The organism is Pseudohongiella sp. (assembly GCF_011050365.1).
Taxonomy (GTDB): domain Bacteria; phylum Pseudomonadota; class Gammaproteobacteria; order Pseudomonadales; family Pseudohongiellaceae; genus Pseudohongiella.
In genome coordinates this window covers 91,695-110,131 of record NZ_DRFV01000015.1, presented here as the reverse complement: position 1 = coordinate 110,131, position 18,437 = coordinate 91,695, and the positions used below count along the sequence as shown (strand labels likewise).

18 protein-coding genes and 1 tRNA gene are annotated in these 18,437 nt (G+C 56.6%); 9 read left to right on the top strand and 10 right to left on the bottom strand.

Annotated features, from left to right (window positions below; translation table 11 throughout):
- Window positions 1–35: 35 nt before the first annotated feature.
- Window positions 36–992: an arsenic resistance protein gene (locus ENH71_RS12145; RefSeq protein ID WP_294129867.1), complete on the top strand. Its 957-nt coding sequence runs from the start codon at window positions 36–38 to the stop codon at window positions 990–992.
- Here ENH71_RS12145 and ENH71_RS12140 read toward each other — a convergent pair.
- The 9 genes from ENH71_RS12140 to ENH71_RS12100 form a co-directional block, all read right to left on the bottom strand.
- Entirely contained in the window at window positions 963–2,399 is a 1,437-nt protein-coding gene (locus ENH71_RS12140; RefSeq protein WP_294129869.1) for an MATE family efflux transporter, read from the bottom strand. The genes ENH71_RS12145 and ENH71_RS12140 overlap by 30 nt on opposite strands.
- Entirely contained in the window at window positions 2,338–3,201 is an 864-nt protein-coding gene (locus tag ENH71_RS12135) for a PA4780 family RIO1-like protein kinase (RefSeq protein ID WP_294129871.1), read from the bottom strand. The genes ENH71_RS12140 and ENH71_RS12135 overlap by 62 nt, the downstream gene beginning before the upstream one ends.
- 18 nt (window positions 3,202–3,219) lie before the next feature.
- A complete protein-coding gene (locus ENH71_RS12130) occupies window positions 3,220–3,726 on the bottom strand; it encodes a putative 4-hydroxy-4-methyl-2-oxoglutarate aldolase (RefSeq protein ID WP_294129872.1) in 507 nt (168 codons plus the stop codon).
- 12 nt (window positions 3,727–3,738) lie between these two features.
- Window positions 3,739–4,857, bottom strand: coding sequence for a phosphoribosylaminoimidazolesuccinocarboxamide synthase (locus ENH71_RS12125; protein WP_294129874.1), 1,119 nt, complete (start codon window positions 4,855–4,857; stop codon window positions 3,739–3,741).
- Window positions 4,858–4,949: 92 nt separating this feature from the next.
- Complete coding sequence (locus tag ENH71_RS12120) at window positions 4,950–5,294, bottom strand: TusE/DsrC/DsvC family sulfur relay protein (protein WP_294129876.1); 345 nt, start codon at window positions 5,292–5,294, stop codon at window positions 4,950–4,952.
- Window positions 5,287–5,580 carry a sulfurtransferase complex subunit TusB gene (gene tusB / locus ENH71_RS12115; protein ID WP_294129878.1) on the bottom strand — a complete coding sequence of 98 codons (294 nt, stop codon included), beginning with the start codon at window positions 5,578–5,580 and terminating at the stop codon, window positions 5,287–5,289. Before tusB ends, ENH71_RS12120 begins: the two co-directional genes overlap by 8 nt.
- A complete protein-coding gene (gene tusC / locus ENH71_RS12110; RefSeq protein WP_294129879.1) occupies window positions 5,577–5,933 on the bottom strand; it encodes a sulfurtransferase complex subunit TusC in 357 nt (118 codons plus the stop codon). Before tusC ends, tusB begins: the two co-directional genes overlap by 4 nt.
- A 6-nt stretch (window positions 5,934–5,939) precedes the next feature.
- Window positions 5,940–6,332, bottom strand: a complete 393-nt coding sequence (gene tusD / locus ENH71_RS12105; RefSeq protein ID WP_294129881.1) for a sulfurtransferase complex subunit TusD — start codon at window positions 6,330–6,332, stop codon at window positions 5,940–5,942.
- Between the two features lie 124 nt (window positions 6,333–6,456).
- A complete protein-coding gene (locus ENH71_RS12100; protein ID WP_294129882.1) occupies window positions 6,457–7,125 on the bottom strand; it encodes a Bax inhibitor-1/YccA family protein in 669 nt (222 codons plus the stop codon).
- A 219-nt stretch (window positions 7,126–7,344) separates the two neighbouring features.
- Between ENH71_RS12100 and ENH71_RS12095 the strand changes: the two genes are divergently transcribed.
- The 4 genes from ENH71_RS12095 (at window position 7,345) to ENH71_RS12080 (ending at window position 11,510) form a co-directional block, all read left to right on the top strand.
- Window positions 7,345–7,435 (top strand) — tRNA-Ser (locus ENH71_RS12095).
- A gap of 578 nt (window positions 7,436–8,013) precedes the next feature.
- Window positions 8,014–8,271 carry a hypothetical protein gene (locus ENH71_RS12090; RefSeq protein WP_294129883.1) on the top strand — a complete coding sequence of 86 codons (258 nt, stop codon included), beginning with the start codon at window positions 8,014–8,016 and terminating at the stop codon, window positions 8,269–8,271.
- A gap of 135 nt (window positions 8,272–8,406) precedes the next feature.
- A complete protein-coding gene (locus ENH71_RS12085; RefSeq protein ID WP_294129884.1) occupies window positions 8,407–9,846 on the top strand; it encodes a dynamin family protein in 1,440 nt (479 codons plus the stop codon).
- Window positions 9,847–9,848: 2 nt separating this feature from the next.
- Window positions 9,849–11,510, top strand: a complete 1,662-nt coding sequence (locus tag ENH71_RS12080) for a transglutaminase family protein (protein ID WP_294137845.1) — start codon at window positions 9,849–9,851, stop codon at window positions 11,508–11,510.
- 14 nt (window positions 11,511–11,524) lie between these two features.
- On the opposite strand, the gene ENH71_RS12075 is transcribed toward ENH71_RS12080, so the two are convergent.
- Complete coding sequence (locus ENH71_RS12075; RefSeq protein WP_294129886.1) at window positions 11,525–13,018, bottom strand: hypothetical protein; 1,494 nt, start codon at window positions 13,016–13,018, stop codon at window positions 11,525–11,527.
- Between the two features lie 485 nt (window positions 13,019–13,503).
- Here ENH71_RS12075 and ENH71_RS12070 point away from each other — a divergent pair, with 485 nt between their 5' ends.
- The 4 genes from ENH71_RS12070 to ENH71_RS12055 all read left to right on the top strand — a co-directional run bounded on the left by ENH71_RS12070 (window position 13,504) and on the right by ENH71_RS12055 (window position 18,408).
- Complete coding sequence (locus tag ENH71_RS12070) at window positions 13,504–14,964, top strand: NAD-dependent succinate-semialdehyde dehydrogenase (RefSeq protein ID WP_294129887.1); 1,461 nt, start codon at window positions 13,504–13,506, stop codon at window positions 14,962–14,964.
- 4 nt (window positions 14,965–14,968) lie between these two features.
- Complete coding sequence (locus ENH71_RS12065) at window positions 14,969–16,105, top strand: isocitrate/isopropylmalate dehydrogenase family protein (RefSeq protein WP_294129889.1); 1,137 nt, start codon at window positions 14,969–14,971, stop codon at window positions 16,103–16,105.
- 102 nt (window positions 16,106–16,207) lie between these two features.
- A complete protein-coding gene (locus ENH71_RS12060) occupies window positions 16,208–17,461 on the top strand; it encodes an aspartate aminotransferase family protein (RefSeq protein WP_294129891.1) in 1,254 nt (417 codons plus the stop codon).
- Window positions 17,458–18,408 carry a D-2-hydroxyacid dehydrogenase gene (locus ENH71_RS12055; protein ID WP_294129892.1) on the top strand — a complete coding sequence of 317 codons (951 nt, stop codon included), beginning with the start codon at window positions 17,458–17,460 and terminating at the stop codon, window positions 18,406–18,408. Before ENH71_RS12060 ends, ENH71_RS12055 begins: the two co-directional genes overlap by 4 nt.
- Window positions 18,409–18,437: the final 29 nt, after the last annotated feature.

Here is an 18,437-nt window from a genome sequence, read left to right as displayed (position 1 = left end):
CCTGGCAGATGCTGACGAGGCTTGAACATAACCCTATGCGTCAAACTCTGGAGCAACAACAGGTCTGGTTCTATCTGGTTGCCATTTTACTTGGCATGACCATCGGCTGGGCCTTGCCGGCGCAGACCCGATATTGGGAGCTGCTACTCTGGCCTGTGCTTGGTTGTTTGCTGTACACCACGTTTACCCAGATACCATTGCCCCATCTGCCATCAGCATTTCGCGACCGACGTTTCCTGATCGCCTTGCTGACGGGTAATTTTATCCTGATGCCGCTGGTGGTTGGCGCGCTGCTGCTGTTATTGCCGGATGACGCTGCGATCCGTCTCGGCGTACTCCTGGTACTGACGGTGCCCTGCACGGACTGGTTTATCAGTTTCACTCACCTTGGTGGCGGCGACAGTGTCAAAGCCATCGCCGCGACACCGGTGCTGCTACTCGCGCAGCTGGTCCTGCTGCCTTTCTATATCTGGCTTTTTATGGGTGACCAGGTACTTGAACTGGCAATCAGCAGCTATATGCTGCCGGCATTCATCGGCCTGATAGTCACGCCACTGATATTGGCCTGGTTAACCGAGTGGTTTTCGCAACGGCAACAGGCGGCCAGGAAACTGGTTACATTGGCAGGTTTGCTGCCTGTGCCATTGTTGACCCTGGTGGTATTTCTGATCGCGGGTTCGCAGGTTAGCGTGGTGCTCGCGTATGGCGCTCATCTGTGGTCAGTGTTGCTGGTCTTTGTACTTTTCCTGGTCACTGCCGCCTTTACTGGCAGGTGGCTAAGTGCGCAATTCAGGCTCAGTGTGCCTGTCGGGCGAACGCTGACCTACAGCCTGGGCACGCGCAACTCATTTGTCATGCTGCCACTGGCGCTGTCATTGCCGGAGGCCTGGCACCTGGCAGTTGTGGTCATAGTATTGCAGTCACTGGTCGAATTGTTTGGCATGATCGTCTACCTGCGCTGGTTACCGCGACTGATCCGGGCTAACGATTGAGTTCGACGCCGTATCTAGCGCACGTCGCAAGCCGGGCAGATAGATCAACAGGAAGATCGCGCGCAGGCATACGTAGGTGACAAACGACAACCACAAACCATGGATGCCAGCGACAAGGATCGCCAGCAAGCTCAGCGGCAAGAATATTGCTGTACCGAACATGGCCGCATTACGCATTTCGCGTGTACGCGTGGTACCGATGAATATACCGTCAAGCTGGAACGCTACCACCGCCAACAGCACATAAAGCGATGCCCACGGCAATACCTGAGACACCTGATACCTGACCTGTTCATGTGCACTCAATAACTGTGCTGCGTAGTCGCCACCAAACAGAATTATCGCCGCCAGCACTGCAGCAGACGCCAGCGCCAGTTCACTGCTTTTGCGCACGGCATCATCGAAACGCTGCACATTGTTGGCGCCGGCGGCCTCGCCCACAAGCGCCTCAGTCACATAAGCATAGGCGTCGAGGAAAAACGCTGAAAAGGAAATCAATTGTAATAAAATATGATTGGCGGCCAATACATCATCCCCGAACTGCGCACTTTGCCGCACAAACCAGGCGAAACTGAACACCAGTAACAGCGTGCGGATCATGATGTGGCTGTTGACGCTTAACGTGTGTCGCAGCCGGACCCAGTCACGCAGACGGGGTAAGGGAATGAAGGCTTCTGCATCGACATGACGCTGACGCAGAATTCGCAGCACCAGAAACAGGCCGAGACCGACACTGCTCCATTCTGCCACCACAGTACCCAACGCTATGCCTTCAACACCCATGCCGAGAACGCCGGCAAACCAGATGTCCAGAGCGATATTCACACCATTCAGGAATACCTGTACCAGTAGCAGGGTTTTACTGTGACCCAGACCAATCAGACATCCCATCAGCGCGAACAGCGCCAAAGCCGCGGGAGCGCCCCAGATGCGGATGGCGATATAGCCTTGTGTCAGCACATCGACGCTGTCACTGCCGTTCATCAGGGACAGCGATACAGCGCTGATGGGGGCCTGCAGGACAATCAGCGTCAGACCTAAAGCAACCGCCAGCAGTAGTGCCCGCCATAGCACGGTACGCACTTCGGCTTCGTCTCCGGCACCCACGGCCTGCGCGGTGAAGCCGGTTGTGCCCATACGCAGAAAACCAAAACCCCAATAGACAAAACTGAAGATGATAGCGCCGAACGCGATCGCACCCAGTGCTGATAGCGAACCGGTATTACCAATGACGGCAGTGTCGGACAAGCCGAGCAGGGGGACGGAGGCATTGGCCAGCATGACCGGCCAGGCACGACGCAGAATCTCACTACGTCGCAGGGACGTCACCGGAGTAGTTCCGGTATTACTCATCATCACCGGATTCAGCGGCCAGACGACGTTCTTCAGCTTCCTGGGCCTCGGCACGGGCGTGCTCAATGACCATCAGGATTTCATCAATATTGGCATTTTCCGCGCGACGCTCAAACTGGCCGGTCAATACCACACCTGGACGTAGCCGTCCGCGCTCATACAGATCCCAGATTTCCGGGCCGTAGTAGGTATTGAGCAGCTCGGGAGCGAAACGACCAAAATAGCGTGTCATGTTCTCAACATCACGGATCAGCATGGACGCCGCGTTGTTATTACCGGCGGCATTGACTGCCTGGGGTAAATCAATGATTACCGGACCATCATCCGCCAGCAAAACGTTGAATTCAGACAGATCACCGTGAATAAGTCCGGCGCTCAGCATTTTCACCACATCATCCATAATACGCGCGTGGTGGAGCAGAGCCTGTTCATGTGTCAACTCGACATCATTAAGCCGCGGTGCGACATCTCCTTCAGCATCGACAATCATATCCATCAGCAACACACCATCGACAAAACCATGCGTTCTGGGAACACGCACATTTGCCAGGTGCAGCCGGCGCAAGGCATCGACTTCCGCATTTAGCCAGGCTTCTTCATGGCCGCGCTGACCATATTTGCTGCGGCGGCCCATAGCGCGGGCATCGCGGCTGTTGCGCACCTTGCGGCCCTCCTGATAGGTCGCCGCCTGCTTGAAACTGCGGTTATTGGCTTCCTTGTAGATTTTGGCGCAGCGCAGCTTGGAGCCGCATCGCACAACATAAACCTGTGCTTCCTTGCCGCTCATCAACTGACTGACGACCTCGTCAATCAGGCCGTCATCCATCAATGGCTGTAATCGTGCTGGCGTTTTCATGACAGGATCCGACTCATTCTAGTGTAAACCCGGCAGCACAAGTTGCTGCGCGCACACCAACAACCCATTGTTGTCACCATAAACATACTGACCCGGCACAAATGTGATGCCGGCAAAACTGACCTCAACATTCAATTCGCCGACACCTTTACGCACGCTTTTTAAGGGATGTACGCCCAATGCCTGCACACCCAGATCAAGCTGGCTGATGGCGTTAACGTCGCGGATACAGCCATATACGATGACGCCTTCCCAGCCATGATCGACTGCCGACTCGGCAATCATGTCACCCAGCATGGCGCGACGCATGGAACCGGCACCATCCACCACCAGCACTTTACCCACACCCGATTTACCAAGCTGCTCCCTGACCAGAGAGTTGTCCTCGCAGGCTTTCACAGTGACGATTTCACCACCGAACGCCTCGCGACCACCAAAGTTGATAAACATGGCTTCGGCAACCTTGACCTGATCGGGGAAATGATCACACAGTTCGGGCAGCAAATCGTGTATTGAATCCTTCATTGATGACTCCTGTTAGCTGAGTTGCGCCGGGTCTATCAGCCCGTATTGCTGGTGCAGAATGTCGATGATTTCGGCTTTGGGGTTATCGGGCAGCCGGATTTTCTGATCGGTTATCTTTTCGGCCATACCAACGTAGGTTGCTGACACCTGCATCAGGGCATCGAGCGGCAGGGCATTGTCGCGGGCCAGAGCAATGCGCTCCGGCATACGATTTTTATTCAGCAGAATATCTGGATCGGGGAAATACTGCAGCAGGAACTGCCGGAAAGCCTCCTTCGATTGCTCCACAATCCGGCCGTTGCGATACGCCGGGCCATCCCAGATCCGCGATGAGTCCGGCGTGCCGACCTCATCCATGTAAATCAGTTTCTCGACACCCGTCTGATCACTGACGTAACCAAATTCGAATTTGGTATCCACAAACACCTGGTCCAGCTTCGTCAGTGATTGACTGATAACCGCAAAACCATCACGCAGCAGTTTCTCATATTGGGAAACATCATCTGCCGAGCGAAAGTTGAAGGCGGCATAATTGTCGAGTATGTCCTGACGGCTGATATTGACGTCGTCAGCCTCCGGCACGCCTGGTATGCCTCGCAGAATGCCTTTGGTGGAAGGCGTCATCAGCAATTCCGGCAAGCGCTGGTCCTTGTGCAGGTTATCGGGCAGGGTGATACCGCAGAATTCGCGTTCACCGTTACTGTAAGCTCGCCACATGGAGCCGGTGATGTACTGGCGACAGATTGCCTCAATCATCACGGGGCGGGCTTTTTGTACAATCCATACGAAGGGGTGGGGAATATCCAGAATATGACTGTCAGCCAGACCCTCTTTGCGGAAAAGCTCAAACCAGTGGCTGGCGATGGCGTTCAGCGCCGCGCCTTTACCCGGTACACCGGCCATGCCGCCCTCAGCGTGCCAGACACAATCGAATGCTGACAGCCGGTCGCTGATTACCATGATGGCCAGCGGCGCATCCGGCAGGACCGGGTAATTGCGCTCACGAATCAGCCGGGCGCTGTCTTCTTCCGTCAACCAGTATACCGAGCGCACTTTGCCGCTATGAACCGCTTGCCGGGTCCGGATGGGGAGGTCGTTGTTGACCGCTAGAACACTGTCGGCAGGACGCATATAAAAGATGACCTTGATAAGAATTGATGTTCAGCCTGCAAGGCGCGAAGCATAACAGATTCAGTCACACTAGGCATAAACCAACGCATGCATCAGAAGCAATTCGCCGGGCGGGGCAGACCAGCCAGGCGGCTGATTGTTAACGCCGGCTTGCCGCCAAACAGTGTCATCAGATACAGGCTTTTACCTTTCTCTGCGCCCAGATGCTGGCCGGTGTATTTTACCAGAGCCCGGGTGGCCGGCGAGAGACCGAACTCCTGATAGAACTGCCGAACCAGATTGATGACATCCCAGTGTGCCGGTGTCAGCGTCATGCCTTCCTGATGTGCAAGCGCGGCAGCAACCTCAATGTCCCAGTCACTCAGGCGGGCCAGATAGCCGTCCTTATCCAGCGCAACATGACGTCCATGAGGCAGCGTAAGAGCGGGCCTACCCATAAGAAATACTGTTCCTGTGCTCACAGACCAGCGCAACAAAGCTGGCAGCATCGGCCTGCTGAATCTCAGTTCCGGCAGTCGTCAGACTGCGTGCGATCAGATCCCCGGCCAAGGCAAAGCAGCTAACGTCGGTGCCGGAAATCCGCTCGCCCAGTATCGACAGGTTGACGGCCAGCACGCCGTCTTCTATCAGGATGATACTGTCACCTGGCGCGACCAGCGACAGGCATCTTTGCAGCGCATCGGTACGAAACGGGCTTTTGCTGACAATATGCAGGGTGCTCACAGGCTGAATACCATATCCGAGTCCGCAATCAGTGATCTGATCTCATCACTGTTGCAGGGTTGCGCCGGTATCAACAGTTGCCGTGACTGCAGCCCGCGCGCCTGCAATGATTCCGTATCCAGATAAATCCTGTCAACGCCGTACAGGTCCAGCGCGGGCAGAGCGGCACTGACGTTTTTGGCACCAAGCTGTGCCGAATCCTGGTCGGACAATAGCTGATACACGCCATCATCCAGAAAGATGTACTGAATTTTTTGTTCAAACACGGCTGCTGACAGCACCATATCAAGCAGGGCTTTGGCTTTGCTGCTGCCGTAAGGGCCACTGCGGGCGAGAAAGGTCAGGGTTTTCATGATGCTCTAGACTCCGAAACTGACAACGCGGTCCGAGTGCAGACAGGCGTCAACCCACTGGCCCAGGCCGGAGATTTCGAAGGACGGCTCCAGACTGGCTGCGTTTTTTTCATATCGCGCAGCCTCGTCCGTGTTCAGAACCCCACGCTTCAATGCCGAAGCCACACAAACCACGGCATCCAGCCTATGGTCCCGGATCAGGGTTGCCCATGCCGCGTTCAGGTCACGCTCGTCCTGTGGCCACACGGCCAGTGCGTGGGCGTTGTGTACACCATCTTCGTAAAAAAACAGACGATAGATCTGATGCCCGGCATCCAGTGCGGCCTGGCAGAACGTCAGCGCCGTTTGTGCACCCTGACTGGTTCCGGGCGCGGCATGAATGACCAAGCTGATAATCACCTTATTTGTCCTTTGAGTCCTGATAGAGTCGCAATACCGCCATTATGCCGCAAACTGCCCGCCGGAAACAAAAAAGCCCCGGACGATGCCGGGGCTTTTTTGGGCAATGCTGACTGACGAAGGTTTACTCTTCGCCGCCAAACGCCGTCAGCAGGTTCAGCAGGCTGATGAAGATATTGTATAACGACACATACAGCGTGACCGTAGCCAGAATGTAATTGCGCTCGCCACCGTTGATGATCGCACCCGTCTGCATCAGGATTGCTGCACTGGAGAACAGCATGAACGCAGCTGACAACGCCAGTTGCAGCGCAGGAATCTGCAGAAACAGATTGGCGATAAATGCCGCTACGATAACCAGAAAACCGGCCATCATGAAGCCGCTGAGGAAGGAGAAGTCCTTGCGCGACACCAGAGCATAGCCGGAAAGGCCAAAGAATATGAATGCGGTGCCGCCCAGCGCTGTCATTACCAGCTGGCTACCATTTGAGGTCGCCATGTAATAACTGAGAATCGGTCCCAGAGTGTAACCCATGAAACCGGTGAGGGCGAACACAGCTAGCAGACCCCAGGCGCTGTTCGCCAGCTTGTGGGTAGCGAACAACAGACCATAAAAGCCGATCAGCATCACAAAGATGTTGACGGGTGCTGCGTTGCTGGCCATGGCTAAGCTTGCAGTCAAGGCGCTGAATGCCAGCGTTAATGCCAGTAACAGATAGGTGTTCTTGAGAACCTTGTTAACTACAACCGCAGACTCGCCGGTCCGCGTGGCATTGACTTGGTACTGACTCATACAGGTAAACCTCCGGCTAAACATCCAGTAACACCCGGATGGGTGTTACATCTTCTGTGATAAAGATCGGTAACGTCACCGTAATCTTTCAAGCCATAATCATACCGGTCAGCCCGGCGAAATCAATGAATATCGGACGAAGATGCGCCGGTTGTCGCCAGCCTGGCAATCAATAGTTGACTGATGACAAAATTATAGTAACATGCCGCTTCGCGCTGCGGAGGGGTGGCAGAGCGGTTGAATGCACCGGTCTTGAAAACCGGCGTAGGCTAATAACCTACCCAGGGTTCGAATCCCTGCCCCTCCGCCATTTATCGAAGTCTCCGGCAGTCATGCCACCCCCAACTCTAATAGAATCCCCAACCGTTCGAAGCGGGCAGGGATGTGAACCCGTTACAGGGTTCGACAACTTGTGCAGCAAGTTGAGACGAGCGCGTCAGCGCGAAGCCCGAAGGGTTTAACAGCCCAAAAGGCTGTTAAATCAATCCTGCCCCTCCGCCATTTATCGAAGTCTCTGGCAGTCATGCCAACCCCAACTCCAATAGAATCCCCAACCGTTCGAAGCGGGCAGGGATGTGAACCCGTTACAGGGTTCGACAACTTGCATAGCAAGTTGAGACGAGCGCGCCAGCGCGAAGCCCGAAGGGTTTAACAGCCCAAAAAGCTGTTAAATCAATCCTGCCCCTCCGCCATTTATCGAAGTCTCCGGCAGTCATGCCAACGCCAAGCCGTCTGAGCTTGCGATGCTCCCTGACAAGACCTCACAAAGGGCAGTATCTCGTACTGAACCCGCCAGCCCCCATCAGCTTCCGGCCTTCAATGCAGATATGCGCCAGATATGGGATACTCAACGTTATATTCACCGGGAACGAGCAGGCACTATCTGTTATGGCAAATCAGCAATCATGGCTCTGGATCAAAGATCATCTTGAAGAAATAGCCACCGCAGGCATGACCGCATTCTTTACCGCACTGATGTTCCGTGTCGGCCTGGGTATGTTGTTCTCCATTGTGATGGGGCTGGTGTTGGCCTATTCAATTCGTATACTGCTGTTGAAGACGGTGCGCCAATCCATATTTCGCCGCCTGGCCGGATCCGGCACAAAGCCCGATCCGGCCCGGACTGACAGCAATGATCGACTGTAGTCGCCTGATGGCTTGCCCGTCGCTGATGCCGTTTACACCGGCAAGCCAGGCAATAAAATAATGATGTGCACAGGCACTGGCTGTCCGCCGGGCTTGATGCTGGAACCTATACGACAAATGCTATGAGGAAGTAACGTGGCCAAGACAGCAACTGAGGAACGTATCAAACGCCTGAAATCCCATCTTGAGCAGGAGAACCCATCACTGGCCGAAGTGGTGGAATATTTCCAGGAACTTGATGCGGTGGCTCGCAAACTGGGCTTCATGAATGCTGATGACTCCTACGCAATACAGATTGCCTGGTGGCCGGTCGTGGCCGTGCTGGGGACATTCTCCGCAGGCAAATCCACCTTCCTGAATGAGTATCTCGGACAGTCCCTGCAACGCACCGGCAATCAGGCGGTGGACGACAAGTTTACCGTCATCAGCTACGGCAGTAATGAAGAACCCAAGCAATTGCCCGGCTTGGCGCTGGACAGCGATCCGCGCTTTCCCTTTTATCAGATCAGCCAGGAGATTGAGTCCGGTGCCGAAGGCGAAGGCAAGCGGATCGACTCCTACCTGCAGCTGAAAACCTGCAATGCGGATGTGTTAAAAGGAAAAATCCTGATTGACTCGCCAGGATTTGATGCCGACAAACAGCGCAATGCGACCCTGCTGATTACCGATCACATCATGGGTCTGTCCGATCTGGTGCTGGTATTCTTTGATGCCCGTCATCCCGAACCAGGCGCCATGACAGACACGCTGGAGCATCTGGTGGCCAACACCATCAACCGTCAGGACTCCGACAAATTCCTCTATATCCTCAATCAGATTGATAATACGGTGCGCGAGGATAATCCGGAAGAAGTTGTAGCCGCCTGGCAACGGGCAATGGCACAGTCCGGCCTGACCGCCGGACGTTTCTACCGTATTTATTCAGAATCTGCGGCAGCACCCATTGCGGATCAACAGATTCTCGATCGAATGCGAGCAAAGCGAGACGAAGACCTCGGTGACATCAAAAGCCGGATAGAGCAACTGGACGTCGACCGGGCTTATCGCATCACAGGTCTGCTTGAGCAGAGCGGCAAACATCTGCGTGATGTGTTGATCCCCGAATTGATCGACGCCCGTCGGTTGTGGTTCAAGCGCGCGCGCAGGTTAAACGGTGTGGTGTTCGCTGCCATCATCATTGGGTTTGCGTACTGGAGCCTGAGCTCGGACACCTGGGATGGTTTCATGTTCACACCGATGGCGGGTCTCGCGCCAGCGCTGCAACTACTGGCGGGTGGCACCGTGGTTGTGGTGTTGGGCATTCTTTACGCATACCTTCGTCAGCTGGCAGGACGTTCGGTATTGCGTAAGCTGCAGCGCGACGGTCGTCCGGGCAAAGACGGTAAACGGCTGTCGATGGCATTTGAGAGGAACCTTGAGTCCTGGTCAAAACATATGTCTGCGGAACATCCGCATGGCTGGTCCGGCCGCACACAACGCAAGCTGGACAAACTGATTGCCAGCGCCGATATTCTGGTACAGAAGCTCAATGACCGCTTTACCCGCCCATCCGGGAGTGACACCAAGGAACAGTAACCATGCATGCCGTGCCAGATACACCTTTCTCCCGGGTTCAGGAGAACGATAGACGGGTTGTTTTGTCTGCACTGGCACGGAAACTGACGATGCCTGTCCTGCTGGTGATCGGGCTCGCATTCAGCCTTCTAACAACTGCCGCAGAACAGGGGCACGCAAACGAGCCTGAGTATGGCCCTGATCAGGATTTTGATCGCTCTGATTTTGGTCATACCACCCATCCTGTGTGGAGCTCGTTGACTGCCTTTGAACTGAGAACGCTGGCTAATAACTCAGATGCCGTTCGTCGTGAAAATGACGCTGCCACACGTCTGGCTCTGTACCTCCTGGCTTCCGGTGACGTCAGGAGCGATACCGAATTTGCCTACTATCGCGCACTTTTCGACCGCGGCGTGTCTCGCCTGGAGTCACGCCTGGCGGGGATCACTGGTGCTGCGGAAAAAGGTGAGCTGCTGCTACATGGTATGCACGAATATTTCTTTGCCGACATGGAAGGCGCCGATGCAGACATCCTGGCCGCCTACGATGCCGCGCAAAGCCGGTTGACCCGGGTACTTTCGCATGGGGTGTATAACTGCATCAGCTCCTCCCTGTTGTATATTGTCCTTGCCGAGCACTTCGGCTTGCAGGCCAGCGGTGTGCTGCTGCCGTCGCATGCATTTGTCCAACTGCACCTGCCGGATGGAGACCTGGTAGAGGTGGAAACCACTGCGATCAATGGTTACGGCCTGATTCACGACGCAGAGTTCTATAATAATGATGACAATGACTGGTTCGTTGCACGCGATCTGGAGGTGCCGACATACGAGGATTACCTGGCCCGGCAGATCGTGACAGCGAGAGAGCTTGGCCTGGAGAATATGTGGCATCAGCATACCGGGGCAGAGCGAATGAGTTACCGTGATCGTATGCGACTTGCCGAAATACACAGTTACCTGCGACCAGATAACCATGCAGCACAAAAGAACCGGCTGATCTATTATACCCGTGAACTGCAGTATCTTTCCGCGCAAAACGAAATGCACACGCTGACGCGAATGTTTCAGCATCTCGCACCCTACCTGCAGGCCATGGAGGCGTTGGCAACAGGCACAGCTGAAGCGGATGCCGAATTCCGCAGTCTCCTGGCCTGGTTGCAAGCGGGGCACGCCAATACCGCCGTGCTTGGCAATAATCCCGCGGCTGGGATGACACTGGCGCGCTCGAATCTGGAGGCACTTGGCGATGACTTGCCGAATGCGGCTGCAATTCGCAATAACCTGTACCTGGCGCTGGATCGTTATGCACAGCAATTGGTTGAGCAGCAGGCGTTTGCCCGGGCCCGCCAGGCCTTCGCCGGTCTGGAACCGGACTGTGCACTTACCGCTGCCTGCATCACAGCAATGACCCGGCTGTATTCCGACTGGGCCGCGGCGCATTGGGCGATGGGAGACTGGCCTGATGTGGTTGCCCGTTACGAGGACTACCTGGCACTTGATCTGGGCAGTGAAGACGAAACGGTGATCCGGGAAAACCTTGCCTCGGCATACCTCAACTGGGCTAATCAGGACTGGCTGGATGAGGACCGTCAGCAGGCGATGGCGAGGCTTGCGCAGTGTATTACGGTACTGGATAACGCCAGCGCTTGTGCCGGACGCCTTGCGGAGATGCGCCGTCTGTATTGAGTGTTACGGGCCCGTTATCTGGCAACGCGCCAGTGGGGATCCTGTGACTCCAGGGCGTAACGATCGGTCATGGGGAAGCCGGGCGCACGAATGGAATCGAGCCGGTGATCGAATTCTATGCGTGTCGCGTATCTGGGTTCGGTCGCAGACATTGAACCCGCCACGACACTGCCATAAATATACAGCATGCCATTATTGCGCGCGCGAAACTGCCGAACGCTGAAGCGTCTGCCCGCATAGATGGCTGCCTGTATATGCAGATCACCGGGCCCGGTCACGCTCGGTGTTTCGATCTGAATGGTATGGTCACTGATTAGACTGAGAAGGTCCGGCGAATCTGCTGAATCCTGCGGATTATCTGCATAGCGCAGGTGGCCGGTAATGCTGATTCGATAGGGGGAGTAAACCACGACCTGTCCCGACAATTGACCCTGGACTGACAGGTTGACGCCGTCATTGGCAATCAGATAAACCGTGCCGGCACTTGTAGTGCGATGCCCCTGTACAGGTCCATCGGGGCTGTGTTTCCAGCTGTACTCTCCCGTGGCATGAAAGGTGATCCAACTGGCCCGGTCAAAATAGTGCGGTTCTGATCGTTGCCCCCCGGAGTCGTTCGGGTTTACCTCTGCAGCAAACAAGGGCATTGTCATAGTCGGCAGATCAATGCGCCCGGCCTGCAGTTCCAAGCCATCTGCAAACATGCCGGCAGCAAGGTAAGCGCCAGCCCAGGTCAGCGAGGTGGCAATGCTGACAGGCCCCCGGAATTGCGGCGCAGCCCCGCGTTCGGTACTGATATTGATGGCAGTGTTGGAGTGAAAACGGCCAGTGACGATGTCTTCGGATAGAGTGACATCCGGATCCCAACTGTCGATAAATTGTGCGTAGTGAGAGAAGGGCAGGCGCTGCAACTGAATGGAGCTGTGAACCTGCCGACCGTCGTATTCGGTGCTTATCTCCACCACGGCGCGCTCCATTGCGGTGGCTGATCCGGCCGGCAAATGTCGGACCGCTGCCTGATACTGCCTGCCATCATGTTGCCAGCGAAGCGGCTCTGGCTGATTCAGGAGTTGCTCCGGATCCTCCAGCCACTGCGCAACGCGCTCGCGCAGCATCGTGCTTTCCTGTTCCTGCCAGGCCAGCGCCAGGTTCTGCGGCCGCCAGGGCTCGATGCTGGCCGATACCTTCAGGTCAACTGCTGCCTGGGCTACGTCAAGCCGGTTCGCAGCGTCAGCCCTGGTTACTACAACAGGTGTTCTGGTGGCTATCCCGGGTGCTTGCCGGGCTGCGGGAAGCGGAGCGGGAGCAACCGCCTGCGTGTTTGCCCCGTCGTAGCCGGTGTCTGCCGGGGCACCCGCCGCAGCGTCATCAGCACTATCGCGCACCGGGTCGCTTACCGTACCCAGCAATGCGACTTCCAGCGCCGCTGTGGTGCCGTCGGACGCGGGTGAGGGAGCGGCAGGCGTCAGCAAAGTACCTGCCAGCAGCGCCGCATGTAAAATCGCAGACAATATTAAGGCTGCAAGCAAGGGCCTTGGCGACGATGCCTGTAGTGACGCTGTCGATCCTGACAGCTGCGAAGTTCCGGTATTGCTTTCCTTCGGCATGATCATGCCCTGCTGGAAACGGGTCCGGTAAGATCTTCATTAAAGCATACAGCTTGGCGTTCACAAAGGCATCAGCCTCACCGCGTTCCAGAATACGATGATGATTTAACCGGAGCAGACCGGGTACGGCATGCTAAATCCCGGGGATAGCCCTTGTTCGTCCTTTACACAGAACCTTTGCACAGATCCTTTACACAGCTACCCCCAAACGTCGGCTGGCCTTTGCTGTGGTTGAGCGGTTTGCTTCTGCCGCCGATTCAGCCTAGGGTAGGGGGTCAAGGTTTGATGCCTGCGGTGACCGACCCTGTCGTGCGTTTTTAAATGGCAGCGCATTGCATCAGACACAACTGACCGGATCTTGCTTAAGACTGTTTTGGAGGAATTTGTCCATGTCTGTAACCCGACTTAAAACCAAACGTTTATTTCGCCAGCAATGTTACGTCGGCGGTCAGTGGGTGGAGGCCAGTGATGGCAGCACCATTGAGGTGGATAACCCGGCCAATGGTGACATATTGGGTACTGTGCCGGTACTCGGTGAGGCGCAATTAAAGGATGCCATCAAGCAGGCAGACGCCGGCTTCAGGGTTTGGCGTAAAAAAACTGCACAGGAGCGCGCCGATCTGCTGTTGCGCTGGAATGACCTGATTCTGCAGCACAAGGAAGACATCGCCAGCCTGATGACGCTGGAGCAGGGTAAACCTCTGGGCGAGTCACGCGGCGAGGTGGAATACGCAGCGTCTTTCATTCGCTGGTTTGCTGAGGAAGCGCGCCGGGTTTACGGTGAAACCATTCCCGGAGCCAAGCCGGGTCAGCACATTGTCGTAACCAAGCAGGCCATCGGCGTGACCGCCGCGATCACGCCCTGGAATTTCCCCGCTGCGATGATTACCCGCAAGGCGGGTGCGGCTTTGGCGGCAGGCTGCTCAATGATCGTCAAGCCGGCGAGCGCCACACCCTACACTGCGCTGGCGCTGGCCGAACTGGCCGATGAAGCAGGTATTCCGGCAGGTGTTTTCAACGTGGTGACAGGCAAGGCATCGCTGATCAGTGATGTGCTGACTGGCAGCCCGATTGTACGCAAGCTCAGCTTTACCGGTTCGACGAATGTGGGTAGCCAGCTTATGGCGCAGTGTGCACAACATATTCAGAAGGTGTCGCTGGAACTGGGCGGTAACGCACCTTTCCTGGTGTTTGATGACGCTGATCTGGATCGTGCGGTAGAAGGGGCAATGATCTGCAAGTTCCGCAACACCGGGCAGACCTGTGTGTGCGCCAACCGCTTTCTGGTGCAGTCCGGTATCCATGACCGTTTTGTTGAAAAGCTCTCCGCAGCGATGGCCAAACTAAAATTGGGTGATGGTTTTGCCGAGGGCGTTACCCAATCGGCCTTGATAAACCGTGCCGCCGTTGAAAAGGTGCAGGACCATTTCCAGGATGCTCTGGACAAAGGTGCCAGACATGTTGCCGGCGCAGCCCCGAAAGGCGACAACGGCAATTTCGTGGAGCCAGTTCTGGTCACCGGTGTCACCCGCGACATGCAACTGTGCGACGACGAGACCTTCGGTCCGCTGGCTGCTGTTATCAAATTTGATAGCGAAGAAGAAGCCATCGAGATCGCCAACGACACGCCCTATGGCCTGGCGGCGTATTTCTATAGCACCAACATTCATCGCGTATGGCGCGTCGCCGATGCGCTGGAAGCCGGCATCATTGGCGTCAACGAAGGCGCGGTGTCCAATGCTGCGGCGCCGTTCGGTGGTGTCAAGGAGTCAGGCCTGGGCCGCGAGGGCTCCAGCCACGGCATCGAAGAGTACATGGAAATCAAATACCTGTGCATGGGGACAGAATAAGCCCATGGTCGAACAGGCTGCACACAAGAAAATCGCACTGATGCCGGGCGACGGTATCGGTCACGAGGTCATGGCGTCGGCCGATTCGGTGTTGCAGGCATTGCATGAGATTGAACCATTGCCGCTCGACTGGGAAACGCTGCCATGGCCCAGTACCGCTTGGCATCAGGCACACGGCGAGATGATGCCGAAGGATGCGCTACAGCAGGTACAGCGCTACGACGCGCTGCTGATGGGCGCCCTGGGTGATCCTGGCCCGATCAGTGATGCTCAGCGTTACCGGTTGCCCGACAGTATTTCGCTGGCGCCGCTGCTGACTTTTCGCAAGGGGTTGCAACTCTGGGCTTGCGAGCGACCCGCCAGATTATTGCCGGGCGCGCCGCAATACCTGGCCGACCCGCGTGCAGCAGGCGTCGATATGCTGGTAATTCGCGAAAATAGCGAGGGGGAGTACGTTAACCAGGGCGGGCGCCTGAATCGCGGCACTGACCAGGAAGTGGCGACGCAGCTGGAAGTGTTCACCCGGCACGGCACCGAGCGGCTCATTCGCCACGCCTTTCGTCGGGCGCAGCAACGTCTGGCTGCGCGGCCAAAGGGCATGAAGGCTTTCTTTTGTGCTGAAAAGGGCAACGCTGGTGCACAGGTATGCCTGATTACCAAGCGCAATGCGCAGCCCTTTTGGGGCGATATGTATACCGAAGTGTTTGCTGAAATCGCTACTGAGTTCCCGCAAATAGGCGTTCATCATGAACTGGTCGACGCCGCCTGCATGAAATTTGTACAGAGCCCATGGGACTTTGATGTTGTGGTGGCGAGTAACTTGCATGGCGACATATTGACGGATCTGGCCGCAGTGCTGTCAGGCGGTTTGGGGCTGGCACCGTCAAGCAATATTAACCCGGACAGCCGGGACATGCCGGCGCTGTTTGAACCAACACATGGCAGCGCGCCGGATATCGCCGGCCAGGGGAAAGCCAATCCTGCTGCCATGCTGCTTACCACAGCCATGATGCTGGACTGGGTAGGCTGCATACAGGCTGCCGAGCGCCTGCGCCTGGCCGTCGCCAAAGACCTGGTGACGCTCGCAGGGGCGCGGCGAACTTGTCAGGAGATTACTGCCGGCGTCATCGCCGAGCTGTAATCGCCTTTGGCAGTGTCAGGACCTGCATGGCGAAGTGGCTGGCCTATCGGATTTTCGGGCACGGGTGGGCGCGATGCCCGCTGAAAGGACAGGAGACAGACTATGAGTCATCTATCACCGTTGCTGAAACAAGCCAGTAAAGTGTGTGTTGATCGCGGCGAAGGCAGTTGGCTGTTTGACGTCAACGGCAAACGCTATCTGGACTTCACTTCGGGCATTGGGGTTACCAGCACCGGACATTGCCATCCCAAAGTAGTGGCGGCTGCACGTGAGCAGGTGGGCAAAATTGTTCACGCGCAATACACCACGGTGAGTCATCAGCCCATGCTGGAGCTGTCTGACCGGCTGGCCGAACGTATGCCTGGCCCCATCGATTCGCTGGCTTTTACCAATTCGGGCTCCGAAGCGGTAGAGGCCGCCCTGCGATTGGCGCGCCATGCCACCGGTCGGGCCAATATCATCGTTTTTGATGGTGGCTTCCATGGCCGCACCATGGGCGCGGCCTCATTGACCACTTCCAGCACCAAAGTACGTACCGGCTTTCATCCAATGATGGCAGGTGTGGTGATATCGCCTTTTCCGCACCCGTATCGTCACGGCTGGACAGAAGAACAGGCGACTGATTTTGCCTTGCACGAGCTGGATCACATCATGAAAACGCAGTCGGCGCCCAGCGACACCGCTGCCATGATGATCGAACCGGTGCAGGGTGAGTTTGGTTATTATCCTGCCAACAAAGCATTCATGCAGGGGCTGGCCGAGCGCTGCAAACAGCATGGCATCCTGTTTATCTGCGATGAGATTCAGGCCGGGTACGGTCGTACCGGCAAGTTCTGGAGTCATGACTATTTTGACGTACAGCCCGACGTAGTGATTACCGCCAAGGGCCTGGCCAGCGGTTTCCCGCTGTCAGCCATCGCAGCGCCGGAAGCGTTGATGAACAAAGGCATGCCTGGCTCTCAGGGCGGCACCTACGGCGCCAACGCGGTAGCCTGCGCCGCCGCCCTGGCAACCCTGGAGGTGTTCGACGAGGAGCAACTGGTGGCCAATGCTGCAAAGCAGGGTGATCGTCTGTTGAACCAGCTGCACGAGCTGCAACAACGCTATGACTTTATCGACGCGATTCGCGGCAAAGGTCTGATGCTGGGCATGGAGATTGCTGACAATCACCGCACACCCAGAGCTGATCTCGCGGCCAGGCTCAGCGCCGCCGCCGAAGCCCATGGTCTGCTATTGCTGCGTTGTGGCACCGATGGCCAGATTGTCCGCTGGCTGCCACCACTGACAGTGTCGGAGAGCGAAATTGACGACGCCGTTTCACGCTTTGGCAAGGCACTGCAGGAGGTGGCCGGGTGACCCGTATTCTGGTACTGCTTGCGCCCGGCGAGGCAAATTTGCCGGGCCTTGAATCATTGCCCAAGGGTGTTGAGCTGACCACCGTCAGCGCTGAAGCCGAGCTGCGCGCGCAGCTGCCGCAGACCGATATCCTGGTGGTTACCGATTTCCGAACCGGTCTGCTGGAACGCTGCTGGCCGGCACAGCACAGCATCAAATGGGTACACGCCACCAGCGCCGGCGTCGATGCGCTGTTATTCCCGGCACTGGTGGCAAGTGATTTGCAGCTGACCAACGCACGCGGGGTGTTTGATCTGGGCATAGCCGAATATGTGCTCGGCGCCGTGCTGCTGTTTGCCAAGGATACCCTCGGCAATTTACGGCACCAGCAAGCGCACGCATGGCGGCACCGGGAAACCCGGCTCATTAGCGGCAAGCAGGCGCTGATTATCGGCGCCGGTTCCATTGGCAGCGAGGTCGCACGCCTGCTCGATGCGCTGGGCCTGGACGTTACCGGTGTGGCCCGCAGCGCACGGGAAGCACCTTATTTCAAACAGATAGTGGCCAATGCTGACCTCGAACAATACCTGCCTGACGCCGACTATGTCATTGTTACCGCGCCGCTGACGCCCACAACAGAGGGTCTGATCAACCGCCAGACGCTGGCGCAGATGAAGCCGCAGGCGGTGCTGGTCAACGTCGGCCGGGGCGCTGTGGTGGTAACTGATGATCTGGTCGACGCGTTGCAGCAGGAAGTGATTGCCGGCGCGGCGCTGGATGTATTCGAGCCCGAGCCGCTGCCGGAGAATCATCCGCTGTGGGATATGCCCAACGTGATGATGTCGGCCCACATGGCAGGCGATTTTGTGGGCTGGCGCCGTGCGCTGGGCGAACAGTTCATGGCAAACCTGACACATTGGCTGGCAGATGAGAGTCTGTTTAATCAGGTCGATAAAGGGAAAAACTGAAAGCCGGGCGTGGCGCCCGTTCAGTTTTT

What these genes read in the sequence shown, in the direction of transcription:
- ENH71_RS12090 (WP_294129883.1), top strand. Translation starts at nt 8,014, where the DNA reads ATGGCAAATCAGCAATCATGGCTCTGGATCAAAGATCATCTTGAAGAA.
- ENH71_RS12125 (WP_294129874.1), bottom strand. Translation starts at nt 4,857, where the DNA reads ATGCGTCCTGCCGACAGTGTTCTAGCGGTCAACAACGACCTCCCCATC.
- ENH71_RS12060 (WP_294129891.1), top strand. Translation starts at nt 16,208, where the DNA reads ATGAGTCATCTATCACCGTTGCTGAAACAAGCCAGTAAAGTGTGTGTT.
- ENH71_RS12080 (WP_294137845.1), top strand. Translation starts at nt 9,849, where the DNA reads ATGCATGCCGTGCCAGATACACCTTTCTCCCGGGTTCAGGAGAACGAT.
- ENH71_RS12065 (WP_294129889.1), top strand. Translation starts at nt 14,969, where the DNA reads ATGGTCGAACAGGCTGCACACAAGAAAATCGCACTGATGCCGGGCGAC.
- ENH71_RS12135 (WP_294129871.1), bottom strand. Translation starts at nt 3,201, where the DNA reads ATGAAAACGCCAGCACGATTACAGCCATTGATGGATGACGGCCTGATT.
- ENH71_RS12100 (WP_294129882.1), bottom strand. Translation starts at nt 7,125, where the DNA reads ATGAGTCAGTACCAAGTCAATGCCACGCGGACCGGCGAGTCTGCGGTT.
- ENH71_RS12130 (WP_294129872.1), bottom strand. Translation starts at nt 3,726, where the DNA reads ATGAAGGATTCAATACACGATTTGCTGCCCGAACTGTGTGATCATTTC.
- ENH71_RS12070 (WP_294129887.1), top strand. Translation starts at nt 13,504, where the DNA reads ATGTCTGTAACCCGACTTAAAACCAAACGTTTATTTCGCCAGCAATGT.
- tusC (WP_294129879.1), bottom strand. Translation starts at nt 5,933, where the DNA reads ATGAAAACCCTGACCTTTCTCGCCCGCAGTGGCCCTTACGGCAGCAGC.
- ENH71_RS12145 (WP_294129867.1), top strand. Translation starts at nt 36, where the DNA reads ATGCGTCAAACTCTGGAGCAACAACAGGTCTGGTTCTATCTGGTTGCC.
- ENH71_RS12120 (WP_294129876.1), bottom strand. Translation starts at nt 5,294, where the DNA reads ATGGGTAGGCCCGCTCTTACGCTGCCTCATGGACGTCATGTTGCGCTG.